The following is a 20781-nucleotide window of genomic DNA, read 5'->3' on the forward strand; positions in this document are numbered from 1 at the left end:
TACGCTTCTTAATCGGATCAACGTGTTTACTATTGTTAGGTCCCCTCTCACTTATTCTGAGTTTTCGTTATACTGTTTGGATTAATAAGAAAATACTGACAATTTATGAATTTACGCACTGTAGCCATCCTTTTTGCAGCAACGTTATTTGCTGGTTGTGCCACCTATGCCGGACTCAACTACGATCAACTATTCGGTTCTGAGCGAGTTCAAGTACGACAGGCCCCATTGAGCAGCCAACAAGCACAGACTTTCCTTAATGATGTAAAACCCATTATTGATAATCGCTGCGTGGTTTGTCATGCCTGTTATGATGCGCCTTGTCAGTTAAAGATGAGTTCAGTGGAAGGTATTGATCGAGGAGCGAATAAGACGCTGGTCTATCAAGGAACTCGCCTTCGTGCTACGTCTCCTACCCGACTTTTTGAAGATGCTGATACCACTCAAGGGTGGCGTGATGCTGGATTCCATCCGGTTTTGAATGAACGAGACCAAACAACAACGGCCAACATGGAAGCGGGTCTCATGGCTCGGTTATTGTTACAAAAAGAGAAGCATCCATTACCTCAACAAGCACAGTTAGAAGGCTTTGATTTCTCCGTCGACCGCGATCAAGTCTGTCCTACAATTGAAGAGCTGGATAGCTATCAAAGTGAACATCCAACATGGGGAATGCCTTATGGGATGCCTAATCTTGCCAAGGATGAGTACAACACATTGATGTACTGGCTTGAAAATGGTGCGGTAATGAATGCCCATATTCCACTGACACTTGAGCAACAAGCGCTTGTCAATGAATATGAAGCATTGCTCAATAAGGGCTCTCGTAAAAACCAATTGGCAGCAAGGTATATTTACGAGCATTTGTTTTTATCTCACCTGTATTTTTCTGACCTTTCACAACCTCGCTTTTTCACGCTAGTACGTTCTGAAACACCACCCGGCGAACCCGTTAAACGTGTTGCAACGCGTCGCCCCTATGATGATCCTAAGGTTGATCGGGTTTACTACCGTCTTATTCCTGAGCAAGGGACGATTGTCGACAAAACGCACATGCCATACGCGTTGAATGATGCGCGTATGGAGAACTGGAAAGCTTGGTTTATCGATGCGGACTACACGGTTGCGACGCTACCAAGTTATGACACTGAAGTCGCAGCCAACCCGATGACTGCCTTTATCGATCTACCAGTGCAGTCACGTTTTAAGTTCATGTTAGATAATGCACAAAATACCATTATGGCGTTTATCAAAGGGCCGGTTTGCCGCGGTCAGTTAGCGCTCAATGTCATCAACGACCGCTTTTGGGTATTCTTCTTAGACCCAGAGACGTCGAATATTCCTGAAGTTAATGAATTCTACCGCAGCCAAGCAGACAACCTAAAATTGCCTGGTGAACTTGAAAGCAATACCCTGCCGATCACGCATTGGGTGCGTTATTCCCGTCAACAAGCTCGGTACCTCCAAGCAAAGTCTGACTTCATCAATCAGTTTTTTGCCGATGGTACGCATCTAACGACGGACGTGCTTTGGGATGGCGACGGCGTAAACTCTAATGCTGCACTGACGGTATTCCGCCATTTTGATAGCGCTTCTGTTGTACAAGGTCTTGTGGGCAAACCGCCGAAAACCGCTTGGGTATTAGATTATGCACTGTTAGAACGGATCCACTATTTATTGGTGGCTGGGTTTGATGTGTATGGCAATTTCGGGCATCAGCTTATTACTCGTATGTACATGGACTTCTTGCGCCTTGAAGGCGAAAGTAATTTCGTCGCTTTATTACCAAAAGATATGCGCCATATTGAGCAGCAAAGTTGGTACCAAGATCAAAGCCCTCAACTGAGTGACTTTTTACAAAGGAATGTGAAGCCATTTAACCAACCTACTCACGTGCCGTATCAAACTGATGATCCGAAGGCTGAATTATATGATGTACTTAGAACGCAACTCGCGCCAGTTCTCAATCGCCGCTATGCAATTGAGCAAACGGGCTTGAGTGGCAAAAACGAAGCATTATTACGCCGCATTGATAATATTAAGGGTGAAGGACTGGTCTACATTCCTCAAATTATGATGATCATGATCGAATCAAACTCAGGACAAGACCAGCTGTTTACTCTATTGCATAACAACGCTCACACCAATATTTCCAGTTTGTTTGATGAAGCGAGCAACCGTGATATTCAAAATGACGATCTGACATTAGTAAGAGGTGTTTTGGGCAGCTATCCTGCCGCATATTTGTCTCTAAAAGAAGACGATGTAGCGGAACTGGTTGGGATGTTGGAATCAATAAAAACTGAACAAGATTACGTTAAGTTATTGGATAAATTCGCAATTCGTCGTAGCTCTGAAGCATTTTGGCCATTTAGCGACAGAGTCCACGCTTGGTATAAGAAAAATCAACCGATCGAATTTGGATTACTTGACTATAATCGATTTGAGAATAGGTAGAACCGTTTAATCGGCTGTAGTGGTAACAGGAGGTGGGTTATGAGTATTCGAGATAGCATTGAGGCGTTAGAGCAGCAGATCTATGTAGCCTGCTCTGAAGGCGATTACGATACTGTCAATATGCTTGAAAACCAGCTTGAAATGTTACGTGGCAAAGCTGAACATCCATTTGATGATGACCCCTATGCGCCAGAAGGTAAGTTTTACCCTGACGATGATTGGTATTAAGTTAAATTCGCCTAGTGACTGAAAAGCCCCCGACAATACGGGGCTTTTTTATTGGTTAACGGCTTTTATAATCGTCTTTTTCAATGCCGTGTTTTTTCATCCTTAAATACAGTTTTTTTCGCGGGATTTGCAAGTAATTTGCTGCATCACTGACTCGTCCCGAGTGAAGAAACAGTGCATCTTCAATAATTCGCCTTTCATAATCATCCACCAGCTCATCCAATGGACTTTGTAGCTCTGTCTGGGTGTAAATACGCTCTTTTCCGGTCAATTTTACGATTCCAATCGCATACAGTTCGGCTACGTTGCGTAATTCGCGGACGTTTCCCGGCCAATCATGTGCTCTTAGTAAACCCAAGTAATTTGAATCGACTGCTGGCAACAGTTTCCCCAGCTTGTTGCAGCTCTGTTTAAGGAAGTAGTGAAAAATCGATGCTATATCATCAGGCCGTTGGCGTAATGAAGGGACCTGAATGGCCCCTTGATTGAGTAAATAATAGAGCTCAGGCAAGAGTGAATTGCTCGCCATTAAGCTTTCAGGTTCTTCTGAGAAAATCGTAATAACCCGAACGCGGTTTGTTCCACAACGCTCTTGGTTTAACAGCAATTGAATCAGGTCTCTTTGTAGCGGCTCACTCATTGCTATCAAGTTTTCAAGAATTAAAGTCCCATCGATACAGGATTTGAAAGCCTGATCCAGCTCATCAAGAGACAAAGCTTCTGTTATGCGTAGCTCTTGGATATGGCGTTCGTGATTAATGTTTACCATATGATGGATAATGTGCGCAATGCTTCGGCGTCCACTGCCCGACTCGCCCCAAATGACAATATGATTGTCGATCAACGCATACTGAGACACATGCTCTCGTATTTGTTTCATTTGAGCTGAAGTACCAATCAGAGCTTTATCGATAGCTTTGTCCACAGAACGTTTCTGCTCAACAAAAGCCCTTCTCACCTCCAAATGTTGTTTCACTAAGGTCAACAGTTCGACCGGATTAATCGGCTTCTCTAAAAACTCACAAGCGCCTTTCTTGACAGCGTCCACCGCCATTGGGATATCACCATGTCCTGTGATAACAACGACGGGAATGCGCTCATCAATGTCTTTGATATGTGCTAATAGCTCCATACCATGCATTTGGGGCATATACATATCGAGTAAAACTACCCCAGGCCAGTCCGGCTCTAAATGATCACACGCATTTGTTGGGTCATTGACTGCTTTTGCATTGATCCCTGAAATATCCATGAGGTGCGCGTATGAATCGAGCACATCTTGATCATCGTCGACAAGTAAAACTGAAAATTTATTGCTGTTCATAAGGTAGTTCCAAAATTACCAATGCCCCACGGTCAATATCTGAGGCTAAATAAATATGTCCTGAGTATCTTTCTACGATTGATTTACAGATGTTGAGTCCAAGTCCAAGCCCCACTTCTTTTGTAGTGGTAAATGGGGTAAATAGTTGTTGCACAATACCATCATCAAATCCATCACCAGAGTCTGCAATCGCAACGACATGATGTTTGGGTGTTGAATGAAGGTGAACGATGTCGATCCATCCTTTGCTACTTTTCGACTCAGCAATGGCTTCACAGCCGTTTACTAACAAATTTATAAGCACCTGTTCAATCGCGACAGGATTTGCCCATACATTAAACTCTTCAGGAAGCTGATTTCTGATAACTACCTGTTGCCGCTTCGCTTTGGTATTTACGATCGTAATGGCGTGTTCGGTGATTTCATGAAGGTTTTTAAGCTGTGTGTGTTTGTCTGGGTCGGATTTTTTAGCAAAATTTCTCAGGCTATTGATGATTTTGCCCATTCGCTCAGACAGACCTTCGATATGGCTAATCGAATGCTCAACCTTTTCTAGCTCACCTTGCTGATTAAACATGCGCGCACTAAATAGGTAGGTCGACATGGCGTTCAAAGGTTGATTTAACTCATGAGCCAAACTTGTCATGGTTTGGCCAACAACAGCCATTTTAGCCGCTTGGATGAGCTCCCCTTGCGTTTTTCGAAGATGCTCTTCTGCCCGTTCGCGAACAATCACTTCTTGTGACAGTTTTAAGTTCTTTTCCAACAGATCTTGCGTTTTTTCTGCAACTCGTTTTTCAAGCTCACGGTTGGTACTTTCCTGCTCAGTTACATCGGTGATAGTGACGATGACTTTTTCAAGTTGGCCGTGAGAGAACAGACGAAAATCAAAGTGCAGATAACAATGTTCATTGACCTCGATGGCTAATGTTCTTTCGTCGTACCCTTGTTCAAATAATTCTCCGCTGCATTGAAATACATTTGCCAGTGCCCTTTGGTTAACTTCGGTAAATGACAGCCAAATAGGTTGCTGCTGGATAAATTCTTCAATGCCAAGAAGCTTTCGTGCACTTAGGTTGGCGGATTCGATGTGCCCTTTAAGATCACAAGTAAGCAGACTCGCGGTAGTATTGTTAATTAAGCTGATGGCGTTGGTACGCTGAATTTCTTTTACTTTCTCACCATACTCGATCAACTTATGGCTAAGCCGCCCTATTTCATCATTTCCATCAGCTCGAATTGGGTGATTCAAGTCATTGTCTATAATCGCATCAATGCTTGAACTCAGCGCATTAAGACGGGCAACAATACGGCGATTGATAAAGTAAAAGGCTAAAAATAGACTGGTTAAAATCGATAAGCCAAAACAAATGAGTAAAACTTGGTTTCCAGATGTGACCAACGTTGCAGTGTCACTTTTTACTTTAACAAAATCATTATCAGCATTGGCCACTAACCCAGCGATCTCGTCATGGATCGATTTTAATTGTCGTTCAATACTGAAACTAATGGCTTGTAACCGCTTGGTGAGTGAAACCTGTTCCAGTAATTGTTGGTGAAATTGCCCCTCTGGACCGAGCAAGATGGTTAACTCATTCAACAACTGTTCGTAAGCAATGGATGATGGCAACTTGAGAATGGTTTGGCTGCTTTGTGCTAAATCATCAACACGATATTGGATGACTTTCAGTGCATTGTTAACTTGTGCAACCTGATTTGCGTTCATTAACTCTGAGGTCATTTCATAAACGGAAGACTCAAGATCAAGGATCTGCTGAATACTACGTAGTTGTTCAAATGTGCTATAGCCATTATTGGTTTTATTGTCCCGCTCAATCAGCCAATGAAATTCCTGCTGCATTGGCTTAAGTTCAGAGCGGATATCTTGGTGGATCCAATCCAATCGCTCCGTTAGCATTTGAATTTGTCTGACTTGGTCAACACGTGCATGTACAAGTTCGCCATATGTAACCAAAGAGGATTTCAATAAAACATAATGTTGTTTTAGTTGATGAAGCTCGTTATTCACGGGTTGTTGGTTCAATACATCTTGTTCGAGCGTTGTGGTGATGAGAGCAAATTGTTCGTTGAGAATTTGAATCTGGCTTTCTAACTCCACTTTATTAGTGACTTTAGACAGCAATTGCACTCGGTGGCGGATCTCACTACTTTTACTCTCCAATACATAGCTGGCGTTATATTTAGGCACACTGGTTTCAAGTAATTCACTCACCTGCCCATCCAGCCGATTCCATGTGCCCCATGCAACGATACTTACTACGGTTAAAAGCAGCGTAGAACATGCAAAAGCGATAACAAGCTTGGTCCCTATCGTATTGTATTTCTTCACGGCATTAACTCTTGTTGAATTGCACGCAGATCTTGCTGAACCAGCTCAAGATTCTTGTCGAGCTTACTGTTTAGTCGATAGTTAAACTCAGCGATCATCGCCTCTTTTTGACCACTCAATTGATTGGTGTTCTGTTCAAGCGCATTCAATTGTTGGCTTAATTGTTGTATTTCCTTCTCACTGACAGGGAGCGTGAATAGTAATTTCGCTGCTTGCTCTAATCGTTGTTGCTGTTTGGGAAAATCTTGGAATTGTTTTTGAAGCTTAATGATACTCGCCCAGCTATCTTGTAATCTTGGTAGCCTTTGGGTAATAGCGTTGTCGAAGATTTGGTTAACTAAGGTTTCCCTTTCCATCACAATCGCCAAATCAAGGCTTGGTATTTTCTGGTTGAACAATTCTGGATTGTTTAGCGCGTGTTTCGAGAAACTGATCGTCTGTAGGTTTTGTTGAACAGAATCCGAAATTAAGAACTCAATAAACTGACGCACCGCTTCGTCGCTATCGTTTTTACTAATTTGAGCCACATAAGTTGGCATTAATGTAAAGTCTTTATCGTACGCAAATCCAAGGTGGTTAAAGCGCCTGCTTAAAATCATTGCGTAACTATCGATGGTTGGCCCAATGGCAAACTGTCCTTTAGCCACATAATCACTCACACCAAAGCTACGCGAAGAGATGGTACCTAAGTTCGCACCTATGTTGAGCACGATGCGCCAACCTTGTTCCCAGCCATATCGGGTTAAAATGCTTTCGATCATCATTTGAGTCGTACCTGAACGACTCGGCGTACTCATCGTAATATGCCCAAAGTAAGTCGGTGCCGTTAAGTCGATAAACGATGTAGGTAAAGGTAAATGATAGGTTTTTAAGTAGTCCTGATTCCAAATCACGCCTGCGCCTGAATAACCAATGCTCACTACTTTATCTTTCGGCGGTAATACAAATTCAGAAAGCCACTCTGGTGTAATGGTTTTGACAGGTGTTTGTGCTAATTGTGCTCGCCTTTCCAACTGTTGCATCAAAAAAGGCGACGAGCTCAATACCATGTCGATGTCTTGAATAAAACGCTTGTTTAGCATTTGAATAGCAGACTGTGTTCGACGATGAATCACTTTGACTTCCGTATCAGGATGTTTGATTTTAAATTCCGAAATCAATCCTTCTATCGGCTCGCTGGAAAACGTCGTTAAAATCACCAACTCATTGTTTTTGCCAAAGGCTAAAGGTGCAACTAACCCGCACAAAATTAAACCTAATGACCATATCCTTTGCTTAAAACACTTTATCGCCACTTCACAAAAACCTTATTTAATGTGCGTTCACTCAAAATATCGCACTCTCATACAAAATAACCAAAGCGATGAAATGGGTCATTGATGACGCAATGCCGCATTCAATAATGATAATTTTACCAACTATCCTTCGTTTGCCACGATAAAAAGTCCCATTTCTGACCCGCCTACTTAAACGTTTTGAGTCATTTCTGCCTCAAATTGGTACTTTTGATAGAAAAATAAGTGCGTTGCATGATGCTCCCGTCAAAACAAATTGAGTTTTGTAACTTTGAGAAACATGGAGAGCAGCACTATGCTTAATTTCTTTAAAACTCGCCCAGACCAACCATTATCGGACGGTTCGAAAGAGGCGATGCAAGCGCGTTTTAAACGCTACCAATGGCAAGTATTTCTTGGATTAGTGTTTGGATACGCAGTATTTTATGTTGTGCGAATGAGCCTTGGTGTTGTTAAAAAACCAATGCTAGACGCTGGGATTGTAACGATTGAAGAACTTGGCCTTATGGGCTCGGCGTTCTTCTTTACGTATGCAATTGGTAAGTTCTCGAACGGCTTCCTTTCTGACTATGCCAATATCGGCCGCTTTATGTCGTTCTCCCTTGTCTTGTCGGGTATAACAGCGATCCTGATGGGCATGAACACCGCTGGTTTGTTTTTTATCCTACTTTGGGGTTTGAATGGTTGGTTCCAGTCTGTGGGCTCTGCGCCATCGTGTGTGTCACTGTTTCAGTGGTTCTCTCCAAAACAACGTGGTAGTCGTTACTCTGTATGGGGTGGCTCACGTAACATTGGTGAAGGTATCACTTGGATCCTAACTGCAACACTAGTGAGCTACTTGGGTTGGCGTGCTGGTTTCATCGGTGCAGGTATCGCTGCTATTGCTGCTGCGTTATGCATGTTCCTAGCACTGAAAGATCGCCCACAAACCTACGGTTTGCCAGATGCAGCTACAGCATTTGATGAAGAGCCGGAAATTAAGAAGAAAAACGATCCAAAAGAAACTCGCAAAGCACAGCTTTTCATTCTTAAACAACCAGCAGTATGGCTAATTGCAGCAGCATGTGCCGCTATGTATGTCTCTCGTTACGCAATGTCTTCTTGGGCTGTTTTGTACCTACAAGAGTCCAAAGGTTACTCGTTAATTGATGCTGGTTTTGCAATGTCAACGTATCCAATTGCGGGTCTAGCAGGTGCAATTTTATCAGGCATTATTTCTGACAAAGTGTTCAACGCAAACCGTCATATCCCTACTCTACTTTACGGAATCGCAAACATCGCGGGTATGTGCTTGATGTTCTTTGGCCCGGATAACCGCGTTGTTGACGCTGTAGCACTCGGCCTAATCGGTTTTGCAATTGGTGGTCTTGTTGTCTTCCTTGCTGGTCTTACCGCTTGTGACTTAATGCCTAAAAATGCAGTGGGCGCAGTAAAAGGGTTTATCGGTCTGTTCTCATACATCGCAGCATCAGCACAGGAAGTTATCTCTGCATCGTTGATTGCGATTACTGAAGTTGATGGCGTTAAGCACTATGACTTTACCCAAGCGCAATATTTCTGGCTCGCGGCAGGTGTGGTATCACTCTTCTTAGCCCTAACGGTATGGAATGCTAAGAAAGTTGTTGATATTGATGCACCAGAAGCATCAGAAGCTCAGGTAAAAACTGCTAACTAACGCACTATCGCAGGGACTTAAGGCTCAGGTCCCTGCTCCTCCTTTTTAGTTCCCCTTTTATATAGTGTCGTTATAGGTAGAAATTTATGTGTAAAACTAAAATTGTTGCAACGCTTGGCCCTGCCAGTGAAAGTCCTGAAATTCTAAGTCAATTAATTCAAGCTGGTGTGAACGTCGTTCGTCTTAACTTTTCTCATGGCACCGCTGAAGAACATATTGCAAGAGCACATCAGGTACGAAAAATTGCTTCCGAACTTAATCAACATGTTGGCGTGTTAGTAGACTTACAAGGTCCGAAAATTCGTATTGCTTGCTTTGAACAAGGTGCAATCCAGTTGGCTAAAGGTGATGAGTTTATTCTCGATGGTACGTTGGATTCGCAATCTGGTAACCAACAACGGGTAGGTTTGGATTATCCGCAGCTACTGCAAGACATCAAGCAGGGTGACACTCTATTGCTCGATGATGGACGTATCCAGTTATTGGTCAAAGAAGTAAATACCGATCAACAGTGGGCTAAAACTGAAGTTTTAAATAGCGGCAAACTTTCAAACCGTAAAGGAATCAACTTACTTGGTGGTGGCCTCTCGGCTCCGGCACTGACAGAAAAAGACAAACAGGACATTATCACAGCAGGCAAGCTACAAGCCGATTTCCTAGCTGTCTCCTTCCCACGTAGCGCGGAAGACTTAGATTATGCCCGAGAGCTTGCAGTGGCAGCGGGATGCAATGCGCATATAGTCGCTAAAGTTGAACGAGCTGAAGTTGTGGCTAACCAGCAAGCGATGGATGATGTGATTAATGCATCCGATGTCATTATGGTTGCACGTGGTGATTTGGGGGTGGAGATTGGTGACGCTCGTCTTCCCTCTGTACAAAAGGCGCTTATCGCACGTTCAAAGTTTCTAGGAAAGCCTGTTATTACCGCCACCCAAATGATGGAATCGATGATTGAAAACCCATTACCGACCCGCGCTGAAGTGCTGGATGTTGCGAATGCAATTATCGATGGTACCGATGCGATCATGTTATCTGCTGAATCGGCAGCTGGCCAATACCCTGTTCAAGCAGTCGAAGCGATGGTACGCATCGCCAAAGGTGCGGAGCAAGAAATTGAATGCTCACACAATTGCTGGGAACACTTACAACACCTCTGTAATGATGCTGGTAAGAGTTTTGCCTTGTCATCGATGATCTCTGCTTCGAAAGTACACAATGATCTTGGTGTGGCTATTTTAACCAAGCATGGAGAAACGCCACTGCTCATGTCACGCTGTCAAAGCAAAGCCGCGATATGGGCGTTGAGTGACGACATACAGTTGCTTGCTAAGCTGTCCATTTTACGCGGTGTCGAGCCTGTGTATTTCACACCCGAAGGCAGCAGTGAGCAACTACCTAACCAAATCATTGAATCCCTCGAAAGCCGAGCGAAAACGCACCGTATTAATTCGATATTGATGACGCAACTGGATTCAGTTGAAGGTGTTGGCAACATCAATGTGTGTCGACTACTCCACTTGAAGAATCTCGAAGCGATTGCCGCCTAAGATCATTTAGCTATCCATTAATCACCCCATACCCTTGCTCCACAAGGACCCCCGTAGGGATTTTGGCCTGTCGTAAGACAGGTCTTTTTTTATTGATGTGACTCGCATTGTTTCTGACACATAAAATTTGGGTTAGAATTTAGCCCTTGCTATCGATAACACTTTACAAAGAATATTTTGTCGATATTATGCACACGCAAACGTTTTCCTCACCAGTTTTAGATATAGTTCGAGGTTTTTATGCTGTCAGACATCGAAATTTGCCGCGCTGCTAATTTGCTGCCAATTCAACAGATCGCAACGGATTGTGGGCTCCGAAAGAAAGAGTTTTATAGTCAAGGTAAATACAAGGCGAAAGTGTCGCTGGATGTATTGAAGCGTGTCAGTGACCATCCTTCGGGTAAGTTAGTCTTGGTTACTGCAATCACTCCTACACCTCTGGGAGAAGGAAAAACCGTTACAACAATTGGTTTGTCACAAGGCATACAACAACTTGGTCAATCAGTCATGGCGTGTATTCGCCAGCCTTCAATGGGACCTGTGTTTGGCGTAAAAGGCGGCGCAGCAGGCGGTGGCTATTCTCAAGTTGCACCAATGGAAGAGCTCAATCTTCATCTTACTGGTGATATTCATGCCGTCACCGCAGCACATAATTTAGCTTCTGCGGCGATTGATGCCCGTATCTATCACGAGCAGCGCAATGGCTATGACGATTTTGAATGCCGTACAGGGTTGCCAGCTTTACGAATCGACCCAACACGCGTGACATGGAAGCGCGTTGTGGACCATAACGATCGCGCTTTAAGAATGGTCACTGTTGGTCAAAATGAAGCAGGTAAAACCATTAATGGTTACGAGCGGCAAGATGGTTTTGATATCTCAGCCGCTTCCGAGCTGATGGCAATATTGGCTCTTGCTTCGGATTTGAAAGACTTACGCGCCCGCATTGGTCGTATTGTAGTGGCTTATTCTGAAAACAACACCCCTATTACAACTGAAGATCTTCAAGTTGCAGGTGCTATGGCTGTGAGCATGAAAGAGGCCATTCAACCTACATTGATGCAAACACTTGAAGGTGTACCAACACTGATTCATGCCGGTCCATTCGCAAATATCGCGCACGGAAACTCTTCTATCATTGCTGACAAGATCGCGACAAAACTGTCTGAATACACGGTGACTGAAGGTGGATTTGGTTCCGATATGGGTTTTGAAAAAGCGTGTAACATCAAGGCTCAGGCTTCTGGGCAAGCGCCGGATTGTGCTGTTATCGTTGCAACACTACGTGGATTAAAAGCCAACTCTGGTTTGTATGATTTAAAACCGGGTCAACCTATCCCATCAAGCTTATTCGAAAAAGATGATAAAGCATTAAAAGCTGGCTTTGATAACCTCAAATGGCACATTAATAATGTTAATAAGTACGGAATCCCGGCTGTGGTTGCAATTAACCGTTTCCCACAAGACAGCGAAGAAGAATTACAAGCATTAAAGCAAATGGTTGAAGGTCTTCCAAACGATGTTGAAGTGGAGATCAGCGAAGGATTTTCTTCTGGCGGTAAAGGCACACAAGAACTTGCACGTAAAGTGGTGCGTCAATGTGATAAAACGACCCAATTTAAGCCGCTTTATGCCCTTTCTCAATCCACAGAAGAAAAACTCATGGCCGTTGCTGAATGTGGTTACGGTGCGTCAGGTATCGTATTAAGTGAAACCGCGAAACAGCAACTTGCTCAGTTGAAAGCCCAAGGTTTTGACGACTTGGCTGTATGTATGGCAAAAACACCATTATCCATTACCACAGATGGCTCAATAAAAGGTGCCCCTGAGCATTTTGATGTTCCAGTTAGGGAGCTTAAGCTCTGCGCTGGTGCAGGGTTTATCTACGCACTGTGTGGCAATGTGATGACCATGCCGGGGCTGCCTGATAAACCAGCATTTATGAATTTAGACCTCGATGATGATGGTAATATCGTGGGATTAAGTTAGTAAATAAGCGGGGAATTTTCCCCGCTTTTTTTGCTTCGTTGTTTGGTGAACAAATTAAATGGATCTCTGTGCAAGTTTTTTGCCTCAACCACGTTCTATTAAAGAGATAAACGTTCATTAGTGAGGTAACAATGAAAGTGAAGTCTCGTTTTCTACTTGCGATTTTTACGACGCTTGTAGTCGCCGTCTCTTTCCTCTCTCAAGCTGGCAACGAAAATAAGCCAAAATTGGCCAGCTCAAGTACATTAGAAACTGCCACATTAGCTGGTGGTTGTTTTTGGTGTACAGAATCTGACTTGGAAAAGCTCGACGGTGTGGTCGATGTTGTTTCCGGTTATGCTGGAGGGACGTTAGATAATCCAACCTATAAACAAGTCTCATCGGGTAAAAGTGGCCATATTGAAGTCATACAAGTGACCTATGCCCCCAACGTTGTTAGCTATGAGCAAGTGTTAGATCAATTGTTTAGGCATATTGACCCGACCGACGATAAAGGTTCATTTGTAGATCGTGGCCCTCAATATCGTCCTGCCATTTTTTACCACAATGAACAACAGAAACAGATCGCTACCGACTTTATGGCAGAAGTAGAACAGCTCGGTATCTTTGGTAAACCGTTAAAAACGGAACTCATCAAATACAGCTCATTTTGGCCTGCTGAGGCGTATCATCAAGATTACTATAAGCGAAATAAGGTCCGTTATAACTATTACCGTTATGGCTCAGGACGCGATCAATACCTAGATGAAATTTTCGGTGAAGATAGAGAAGAGAATCCAAAGACACTGCGTATGTTAATCGATGAAAACAAACATCTGCCAAAGGTTAAAGCGTACAGTAAGCCGTCTGATCGCAAAATTCGTGAGATGCTTAGTGATACGCAATATTACGTGACTCAAAAAGATGGCACCGAGCGTGCGTTCCAAAACGAATATTGGGATAACAAAGCTGAGGGTATTTACGTTGATATTGTAACGGGTGAACCGCTATTCTCTTCGACCGATAAGTACAAATCAGGGACGGGATGGCCAAGTTTTACTAAGCCAATTAATGAAGGTTACATTGTCACCGATACTGATTACAAATTGGTGTATCCAAGAACCGAAGTCAGAAGCCGTTTTGGTGACTCACACCTTGGGCATGTATTCAAAGACGGGCCCGCTCCAACGGGTTTGCGCTACTGCATGAATTCAGCGGCGATGAGATTTATCGCCAAAGAAGACATGGCAAAAGAAGGTTATGAAGACTACCTTTACTTATTCGACAGCTAATCCATCCAAATGTCGAAATAAAACAGCCAGTGTATTTCTCCACTGGCTGTTTTTTATGATGTTGAGTTATTTCATTACTCGCGCTTTGAAGCTACGCCCTTTCATTTTCCCTGTCTGAAGCTGTTTCAATGCAGGTTTAACAACTTCGTGCTCAACGGCAACATACGAAACCATCGGTAGTATGTTGATTTTGCCAATGCGCTTGCCATCGATACCGGCTTGTTTTGTGAGTGCACCTAAAATATCCCCCGCTCTCACTTTTTGCTTCTTACCACCTAAAATTTGGATAGTTTGCATTTTCGGGTAGAAAGGTCTTTCGATCGGTTTCTCTGGAAGTTTCGAAGGTTCTAATACGACATCCATATACTCTTCGATGCGTGCAACACGGTAAGCTTCTTTCTCACCAAAGAAACTGAATGCTGCACCTTTTGACCCCGCACGGCCTGTTCGACCTATGCGATGGACATGAACTTCTGGGTCACGCGATAACTCAAAGTTAAATACTGCGTCTAGGTTATCGACATCTAAGCCACGCGCTGCGACATCAGTTGCGACCAGAATAGAAATGCTTTTATTTGCAAACATAGTCAATGCTTGTTCGCGCTCGCGCTGTTCCATGTCACCATGCAGCTCGACCACTGAGAATCCGCGATGTGACAATTCATCGGTCACATTCATTACTTCTTTTTTGGTGTTGCAAAATACGACGGATGATTCAGGCTTATGAGTGAGCAACAAAGCTTCTAATGCATCATCACGCTGTTCTGTTGTATCTAGTTGATAAATATTCTGAGTAATGGTGGTGTGTTGATGAGTTGACTCAACTTGAATCATCTCAGGGTTTTGCATTACCTTCGTTGCAAGCGATTCAATATTTTTTGGAAAAGTTGCACTAAACAGAAGTGTTTGGCGATTGGCTGGCGCCTGAGCCAAAATCGCGTCAATTGCTTCCTCAAATCCCATTTCTAACATGCGATCGGCTTCGTCCAAGACTAGTGTGTTGAGCTCATTTAGCTGAATACGACCCTTGGATAAGTGATCGAGGATGCGACCAGGCGTTCCAACGAGAATATGTGCGCCATGCTCAAGTGAACCAATTTGTGGTCCCATCGGCATACCGCCACACAAAGTTAGCACTTTAATATTGTGAATACCGCGTGCAAGTGTACGAACTTCTTTCGCAACTTGATCTGCGAGCTCACGTGTCGGACATAAAACAAGAGACTGTACTCGGAATCGTTTTACGTTGAGGTTTGATAATAACCCCAATGAAAACGCTGCAGTTTTACCCGAACCCGTTTTCCCCTGACCAATCACATCCTTACCTTGTAAAATCACCGGTAAGCTTTGTTGTTGAATAGGCGTCATTTCGCTATAGCCCAATGACTTCAGGGTGTCTAATAGCTCAGGTTTTAGTGGCAGTGTATTAAAAGGAACAGTCACAATTTTTTCCTAATGTCTTTAATTTTGTGGGTTGCTAATGCAACTAAATTAAAAACCGCTTCGAATGGAAGCGGTTTTTATCAATCTCAATACTTCGTTCTAATTAACGTAAGCCATGTAAAAATTCATGGCGGGTGGCTGAGTTGGATTTAAATATTCCCCCCAGCGCAGTAGTTGTAGTTTCACTTGTTGCGTCCATCACACCACGAGATTTCACGCAGTAGTGAGTGGCATCAATGGTAACCGCTACATCATCCGATTCCAGCAAGGTTTGCAGTGCAACCAAAATTTGCTGCGTCATACGCTCTTGCACTTGTGGGCGCTGAGCAAAGAAACGAACAATGCGATTAATCTTAGAAAGACCAATGATTTTTCCGCGTGGAATGTAAGCCACGGCGGCTTTTCCATCAATGGTGACAAGGTGGTGTTCGCAAGTACTGGTTACGGTAATGTCTTTCACACGAACCATCTCGCTGACATTCATCTTGTTTTCGATAACCGTAATTTTGGGGAAGTTATGATAGTCCAGACCAGAGAAAATCTCGTCAACGTACATCTTAGCAATACGCTGAGGGGTTTCTTCCAGACTGTCGTCAGACAGGTCTAATTCTAGTAGAGAAAGGATCTCACGCATGTGGTGCTCGATCTTTTCCTTTTTCTCTTCACGGTTGAACTGATTTGGAGACATTGGTGTCTCTAAACCTCGGCTTTCTAGCGCATCTTTTACTAACTTGGCTGATTCGCTAAGACCTGACATCGCACTTCCTCTTAAATACCCCTTTCGGATGGCTGACAAGGATACTCGGATTTTTGAATAATTACGACCATATTTTATTGGTGGTCATTCTTTCTAAACCCCTTTCTATGGTAGAGTTGGCCACAAATTACAATACAACAGGATATCTCCATGGGTTGCTGTGATGCTCCGGGCTTAATGCCGATTGAAGAAGCGATGGATAAAATGCTGTCGCAAATCAAACCAATTCAAACCACCTTAAAACTTCCCCTTGCAGATGCATTAGGTTACGTATTAGCGGAAGACGTACTTTCGCCAATTTTCGTACCGCCTTTTGATAACTCGGCGATGGATGGTTATGCGGTTCGAATTGCCGACTTAAGCAAAAACAGTACCCTACCAATGGCAGGCAAGTCGTTTGCTGGTCAGCCGTTTGAAGGCGATTGGCCGGAGGGCACCTGTATTCGCATTATGACTGGCGCAAAAATCCCGACTGGTTGTGATGCCGTCATCATGCAAGAAGAAACAGAAGTGACTGAACAAGGCGTTTTGTTTAAGCAAACGAATGTAAAGCCACAGAACAATATCCGACCAACGGGTGACGACATCAAGCAAGGCGATATGGTTCTGCCTAAAGGGGCGAAACTAACCCCACGTGATATCCCAATGATCGCGTCACTCGGTGTTAGCCATGTGACGGTTGTACGCAAACCCAAAGTCGCGTTCTTCTCAACTGGTGATGAACTGCGCTCACTTGGTGAACCTCTTGAAGATGGCCAGATTTACGACAGCAACCGTTATGGCATTAAACCGTTGATCGAAAACTTTGGCTGCGAAGCCATTGACCTTGGCATTATTCCTGATTGTCCAGCAACGTTGAAAGCAACCTTCGAAAAAGCGCAATCCCTTGCAGATGTGGTTGTCACATCTGGTGGTGTGAGCGTTGGTGAAGCGGATTACACGAAAGACATTTTGGAAGAACTTGGTGAGATCGGCTTTTGGAAATTAGCGATTAAACCGGGCAAACCTTTTGCTTTTGGTAAGCTTAATACCGCCCTATTTTGCGGCCTTCCGGGTAACCCTGTCTCGGCAGTGTTAACAATGTATGTCTTGGTCCAACCTATGCTAGCAAAATTAGCTGGTCACACGGAATGGAAAGCACCTTTATCTATCCCTGCTGTTACCAAAACCGCATTTAAAAAAGCACCGGGGCGTACAGACTATCAACGTGGTATTTATACATTAGAAAATGGTCAGTTTGTGGTAGAGACAACCGGTAATCAAAGCTCTGGCGCATTTCGTTCGATGAGCCTTGCTAACTGCTTTGTTGTACTCGAGCGCGAGCGTGCCCGGGTTGAAGTCGGCGAAACTGTCCAAATTCAACTGTTTAACGATACGTTATATTAGGAGTTCTTTTGGATATTCTGTCAGACAGTGAAATGCTCCGGTATAACCGGCAGATCATTCTTAAGCAATTCGATTTCGAAGGCCAAGAAGCGTTGAAACAAGCTTCGGTGTTAATCCTTGGGGCTGGCGGGCTTGGCTGTGCTTCTAGTCAATATTTGGCTACTGCAGGCGTTGGTAAGCTTACGTTGATTGATGATGATGTGGTCGAGTTGTCTAACTTACAACGGCAAGTACTTCACCACGATTGCGATATTGGTGTTAAAAAGGTGGATTCAGCCGCACAGACGTTGAGAGAACTTAATCCGCATATCACCGTAGAAACGGTTGATAAGCGCTTAGCTGATGAAAATCTGATTCAACTTATTGAACAACATGACTTAGTTCTGGATGCTTCAGATAACGTTGATACACGTAATCAACTTAACAAGCTATGCTACCAAAGCAAAACACCACTTGTTTCAGGCGCAGCAATCCGTATGGAAGGTCAAGTGAGCGTGTTTATGTATCAAGACAAAGATGAACCTTGTTACCAGTGTTTAAGCTCGCTGTTTGGCAGTAACGTACTATCGTGTGTGGAGGCTGGCGTGATGGCTCCTGTCGTTGGTATTGTCGGTGCGGTCCAAGCGATGGAAACAATTAAAGTATTAGCGAGCTACGGAACGCCAATGCAAGGTAAGATCCTTATGCTTGACGCGATGACCATGTCATGGCGCGAAATGAACTTGATGAAAATCCCCGCTTGTCCTGTCTGCTCATGATTCTCAATTTGGCAAAATGTTTTTATCGTTTTGCCAAATTTACTCTCTCATTATCGTTGTCAAAGTGAGAATGCGCCCATTCTTTATTTTGAAATTAGATTAAGTTTATATATATCAGTGTCTTATAGCTTGGCATGTTACTTGTTTAGTGTCTTCCAACGTCATTTGGAAGGAGACTGACAATGCTAAAATTACTGATTCTTGTTTTCTCTATATTCTATTCTGCGCTCGCCATAGCGACTCCATTCGATATTTGTCCAAGTAAAGCGTATTTATTTCAAGCAAATCCCGTTCAGGTTTATGGTGTTAACCTCGTTACAGGACAAACATCACTACTAGAAAGTGATACAGGCATTAATGCCAATATCAATGCGGTTGGTTTCGACTTTCAAGACCGTTATATATATGGCTACGATACGTCGAATAAACGTCTCGTTAGATTAGGAAAAGACTTCCAAGCACAAATTTTAAATACATCGGGTTTACCCACTGACCATACATTTTTCGTCGGTGACGTTTATGAGCATGTTTTCTACCTTTATCGCAAGGGAAAAGGAATTTTCAAAGTTGATTTGAGCCCACTGGATAGCGACCCAAATGCGGTGCTTGACGTTATAAAGATTAGCTCGATTGCAACGGTTTCTCTTACTGATTTCGCTTTTCACCCCGGAGATGGCAACCTTTATGGTGTCGATAATTCGACGGGGAATTTATACCGCTTCGATACGGATGTGGGGGGTGAAATATACATCGGAAATGTGGGTGTTACCGGAACATTTGGCGCTGGTTACTTTGACGTTAATGGTTATTACTACATATCGCGCAATTCAGATGGGAACATCTATCGTATTGACCTGTCCAGCCAAGACAACATTGATAATGGCATTGTAACAGCAGTTAAATTTGCCGATGGTCCAAGCTCTAACCAGAATGATGGTGCGCGCTGTGCGAATGCGCCCGTGATTGACGAAGATTCGACCATTGACTTTGGTGACGCCCCCGACTCTTACGTGACACTTCTAGCTTCAAATGGTCCTCGTCATGCTATTGATGGAATCACCTGGCTTGGAAACATTGGACCGGATGGTGAGCAAGATGGATTACTTGCACCGCTTAATGATAATAAAGCCGGATATGCAGATGAAGATGGTGTCGGATTTGTTACCGCAATTGAGGCAGGAACGGATGCAATTGTTGTTGTTCAAGCATCCACGACTGGCTATCTCTCTGCATGGTTTGACTGGAACCAAGATGGTGACTTTGACGATGCAGGAGAAAAAGTATTTAGTGATGTTTCGCTAACTGCAGGTAGCAATACTCTGTTTTACCCAGTCCCAAATAGTGCCGTCATGGGGGAAACGTGGACACGCTTTCGCTTTAGCCAACAGACCGGATTGGATTATTTCGGTGGTGCGCAATCCGGAGAAGTGGAAGATCACCAAATTTTAATATCCGTCGATGGTGTTGCCATTCGCTATTACCCAAGCGCATCTGGATATGCGACGGTCGCTTTTGAAGATAATTGGCCATTTACTGTCGATTACGATATGAATGATGTCGTTATTCGTTACCGTGTAACTGAAACATTAACTGACGGTACAGTGACTCAATCAAAAATCGAAGGTTACCTTGCTGCCTACGGTGCAGGTTTTCACAATGGATTTGCTGTTCGTCTTGCTGGGCTGGCTCGTGCTGATATTGACGAAGCATTGACGCGCCAGCTGCATAATGGCGTGCAATTAGCGCATTCGGGACTTGAAGCCGACTCTTCTGAAGCCATATTTATCATTTCAAATAAGTTGTCTGACTATGTGAGCGTCAGCTGTGAATACTTCCGCACCTTATCGAACTGTCATGAGTCGTTAAACTTTTCTTTTACGATAAATATTACGTTAAAAGATGGTGCCGATACGTCTGGGTTGATGGCAATGCCTTATGACCCATTTATTTTTGCCACTCCCGGGTATTATCACGGTGAAGGGCTTCCTTTTCAGCCGGGTCGTTCATGGGAAGTCCATTTAGCTGACCACGCACCGACTGAAAAATTCAATTCGGATAATTTGTTAGGTTTAGGGGAAGACTCAAGCAATGCCGTTACTGGTCGATACTTCAAAACCAATACTAATTTACCATTTGCGCTCATGGTTACTGACGAATGGAAATGGCCGTTAGAAAAGGTTGATTTAGTAAATGCTTATCCAGACTTTGCGGCTTACGCAGAATCTGGTGGTCAGCAAAAACAGAATTGGTACTTACTACAAAATGCAGTCACTAGCCGCATTTACCAAGAGGGAGAATAAA

Annotated in this window: 13 protein-coding genes and 1 pseudogene; 9 read left to right on the plus strand and 5 right to left on the minus strand. The window is 43.6% G+C overall.

The annotated features are described in order from the left end of the window. Nucleotides 1-105 precede the first annotated feature (105 nt). Together ACQEXU_RS02740 and ACQEXU_RS02745 are read left to right on the plus strand one after the other, a co-directional pair. Entirely contained in the window at nt 106-2457 is a 2352-nt protein-coding gene (locus tag ACQEXU_RS02740; RefSeq protein WP_427009578.1) for a fatty acid cis/trans isomerase, read from the plus strand. A 39-nt stretch (nt 2458-2496) separates the two neighbouring features. Further along, the gene (locus ACQEXU_RS02745) at nt 2497-2685 is read left to right on the plus strand and encodes a hypothetical protein (protein WP_427009579.1); all 189 of its coding nucleotides are present in this window, start codon (nt 2497-2499) and stop codon (nt 2683-2685) included. 55 nt (nt 2686-2740) lie between these two features. Here ACQEXU_RS02745 and ACQEXU_RS02750 read toward each other — a convergent pair whose 3' ends face one another. Genes ACQEXU_RS02750 through ACQEXU_RS02760 form a run of 3 tightly spaced genes read right to left on the minus strand, consistent with a single transcriptional unit; the run spans nt 2741 to nt 7606 of the window. Then, nucleotides 2741-4009, minus strand: a complete 1269-nt coding sequence (locus ACQEXU_RS02750; RefSeq protein WP_427009580.1) for a sigma-54-dependent transcriptional regulator — start codon at nt 4007-4009, stop codon at nt 2741-2743. Then, nucleotides 3996-6359: an ATP-binding protein gene (locus ACQEXU_RS02755; protein ID WP_427009581.1), complete on the minus strand. Its 2364-nt coding sequence runs from the start codon at nt 6357-6359 to the stop codon at nt 3996-3998. The genes ACQEXU_RS02750 and ACQEXU_RS02755 overlap by 14 nt, the downstream gene beginning before the upstream one ends. Further along, entirely contained in the window at nt 6356-7606 is a 1251-nt protein-coding gene (locus ACQEXU_RS02760) for an extracellular solute-binding protein (protein ID WP_427009582.1), read from the minus strand. Before ACQEXU_RS02760 ends, ACQEXU_RS02755 begins: the two co-directional genes overlap by 4 nt. 343 nt (nt 7607-7949) lie before the next feature. On the opposite strand from ACQEXU_RS02760, the gene ACQEXU_RS02765 reads away from it, so the two are divergent. The 4 genes and pseudogenes from ACQEXU_RS02765 (at nt 7950) to msrB (ending at nt 14136) form a co-directional block, all read left to right on the plus strand. Continuing rightward, the gene (locus ACQEXU_RS02765) at nt 7950-9329 is read left to right on the plus strand and encodes an MFS transporter (RefSeq protein WP_427009583.1); all 1380 of its coding nucleotides are present in this window, start codon (nt 7950-7952) and stop codon (nt 9327-9329) included. Nucleotides 9330-9415: 86 nt separating this feature from the next. Next, nucleotides 9416-10792 (plus strand): annotated as a pseudogene (pyk, locus tag ACQEXU_RS02770) (pyruvate kinase); the annotation flags it as partial. Nucleotides 10793-11116: 324 nt separating this feature from the next. Continuing rightward, nucleotides 11117-12865 carry a formate--tetrahydrofolate ligase gene (locus ACQEXU_RS02775; protein WP_427009584.1) on the plus strand — a complete coding sequence of 583 codons (1749 nt, stop codon included), beginning with the start codon at nt 11117-11119 and terminating at the stop codon, nt 12863-12865. Between the two features lie 131 nt (nt 12866-12996). Next, a complete protein-coding gene (gene msrB, locus ACQEXU_RS02780; RefSeq protein ID WP_427009585.1) occupies nt 12997-14136 on the plus strand; it encodes a peptide-methionine (R)-S-oxide reductase MsrB in 1140 nt (379 codons plus the stop codon). A gap of 66 nt (nt 14137-14202) precedes the next feature. On the opposite strand, the gene dbpA is transcribed toward msrB, so the two are convergent. Both dbpA and folE read right to left on the minus strand, forming a co-directional pair. Then, a complete protein-coding gene (gene dbpA / locus ACQEXU_RS02785; protein WP_427009586.1) occupies nt 14203-15579 on the minus strand; it encodes an ATP-dependent RNA helicase DbpA in 1377 nt (458 codons plus the stop codon). 103 nt (nt 15580-15682) lie between these two features. Beyond that, nucleotides 15683-16336: a GTP cyclohydrolase I FolE gene (folE, locus tag ACQEXU_RS02790; RefSeq protein ID WP_367989806.1), complete on the minus strand. Its 654-nt coding sequence runs from the start codon at nt 16334-16336 to the stop codon at nt 15683-15685. Between the two features lie 150 nt (nt 16337-16486). Here folE and moeA point away from each other — a divergent pair, with 150 nt between their 5' ends. From moeA to ACQEXU_RS02805, 3 genes are all read left to right on the plus strand, one after another. After that, a complete protein-coding gene (gene moeA / locus ACQEXU_RS02795; RefSeq protein ID WP_427009587.1) occupies nt 16487-17722 on the plus strand; it encodes a molybdopterin molybdotransferase MoeA in 1236 nt (411 codons plus the stop codon). A gap of 8 nt (nt 17723-17730) precedes the next feature. Beyond that, on the plus strand, nt 17731-18480 hold the full coding sequence (moeB, locus tag ACQEXU_RS02800) for a molybdopterin-synthase adenylyltransferase MoeB (protein WP_427009588.1): 750 nt from the start codon (nt 17731-17733) through the stop codon (nt 18478-18480). A 182-nt stretch (nt 18481-18662) separates the two neighbouring features. Further along, the gene (locus tag ACQEXU_RS02805; protein ID WP_427009589.1) at nt 18663-20780 is read left to right on the plus strand and encodes an LruC domain-containing protein; all 2118 of its coding nucleotides are present in this window, start codon (nt 18663-18665) and stop codon (nt 20778-20780) included. Nucleotide 20781: the final 1 nt, after the last annotated feature.

This window comes from Vibrio sp. TRT 21S02, assembly GCF_050113675.1.
Lineage (GTDB): Bacteria > Pseudomonadota > Gammaproteobacteria > Enterobacterales > Vibrionaceae > Vibrio.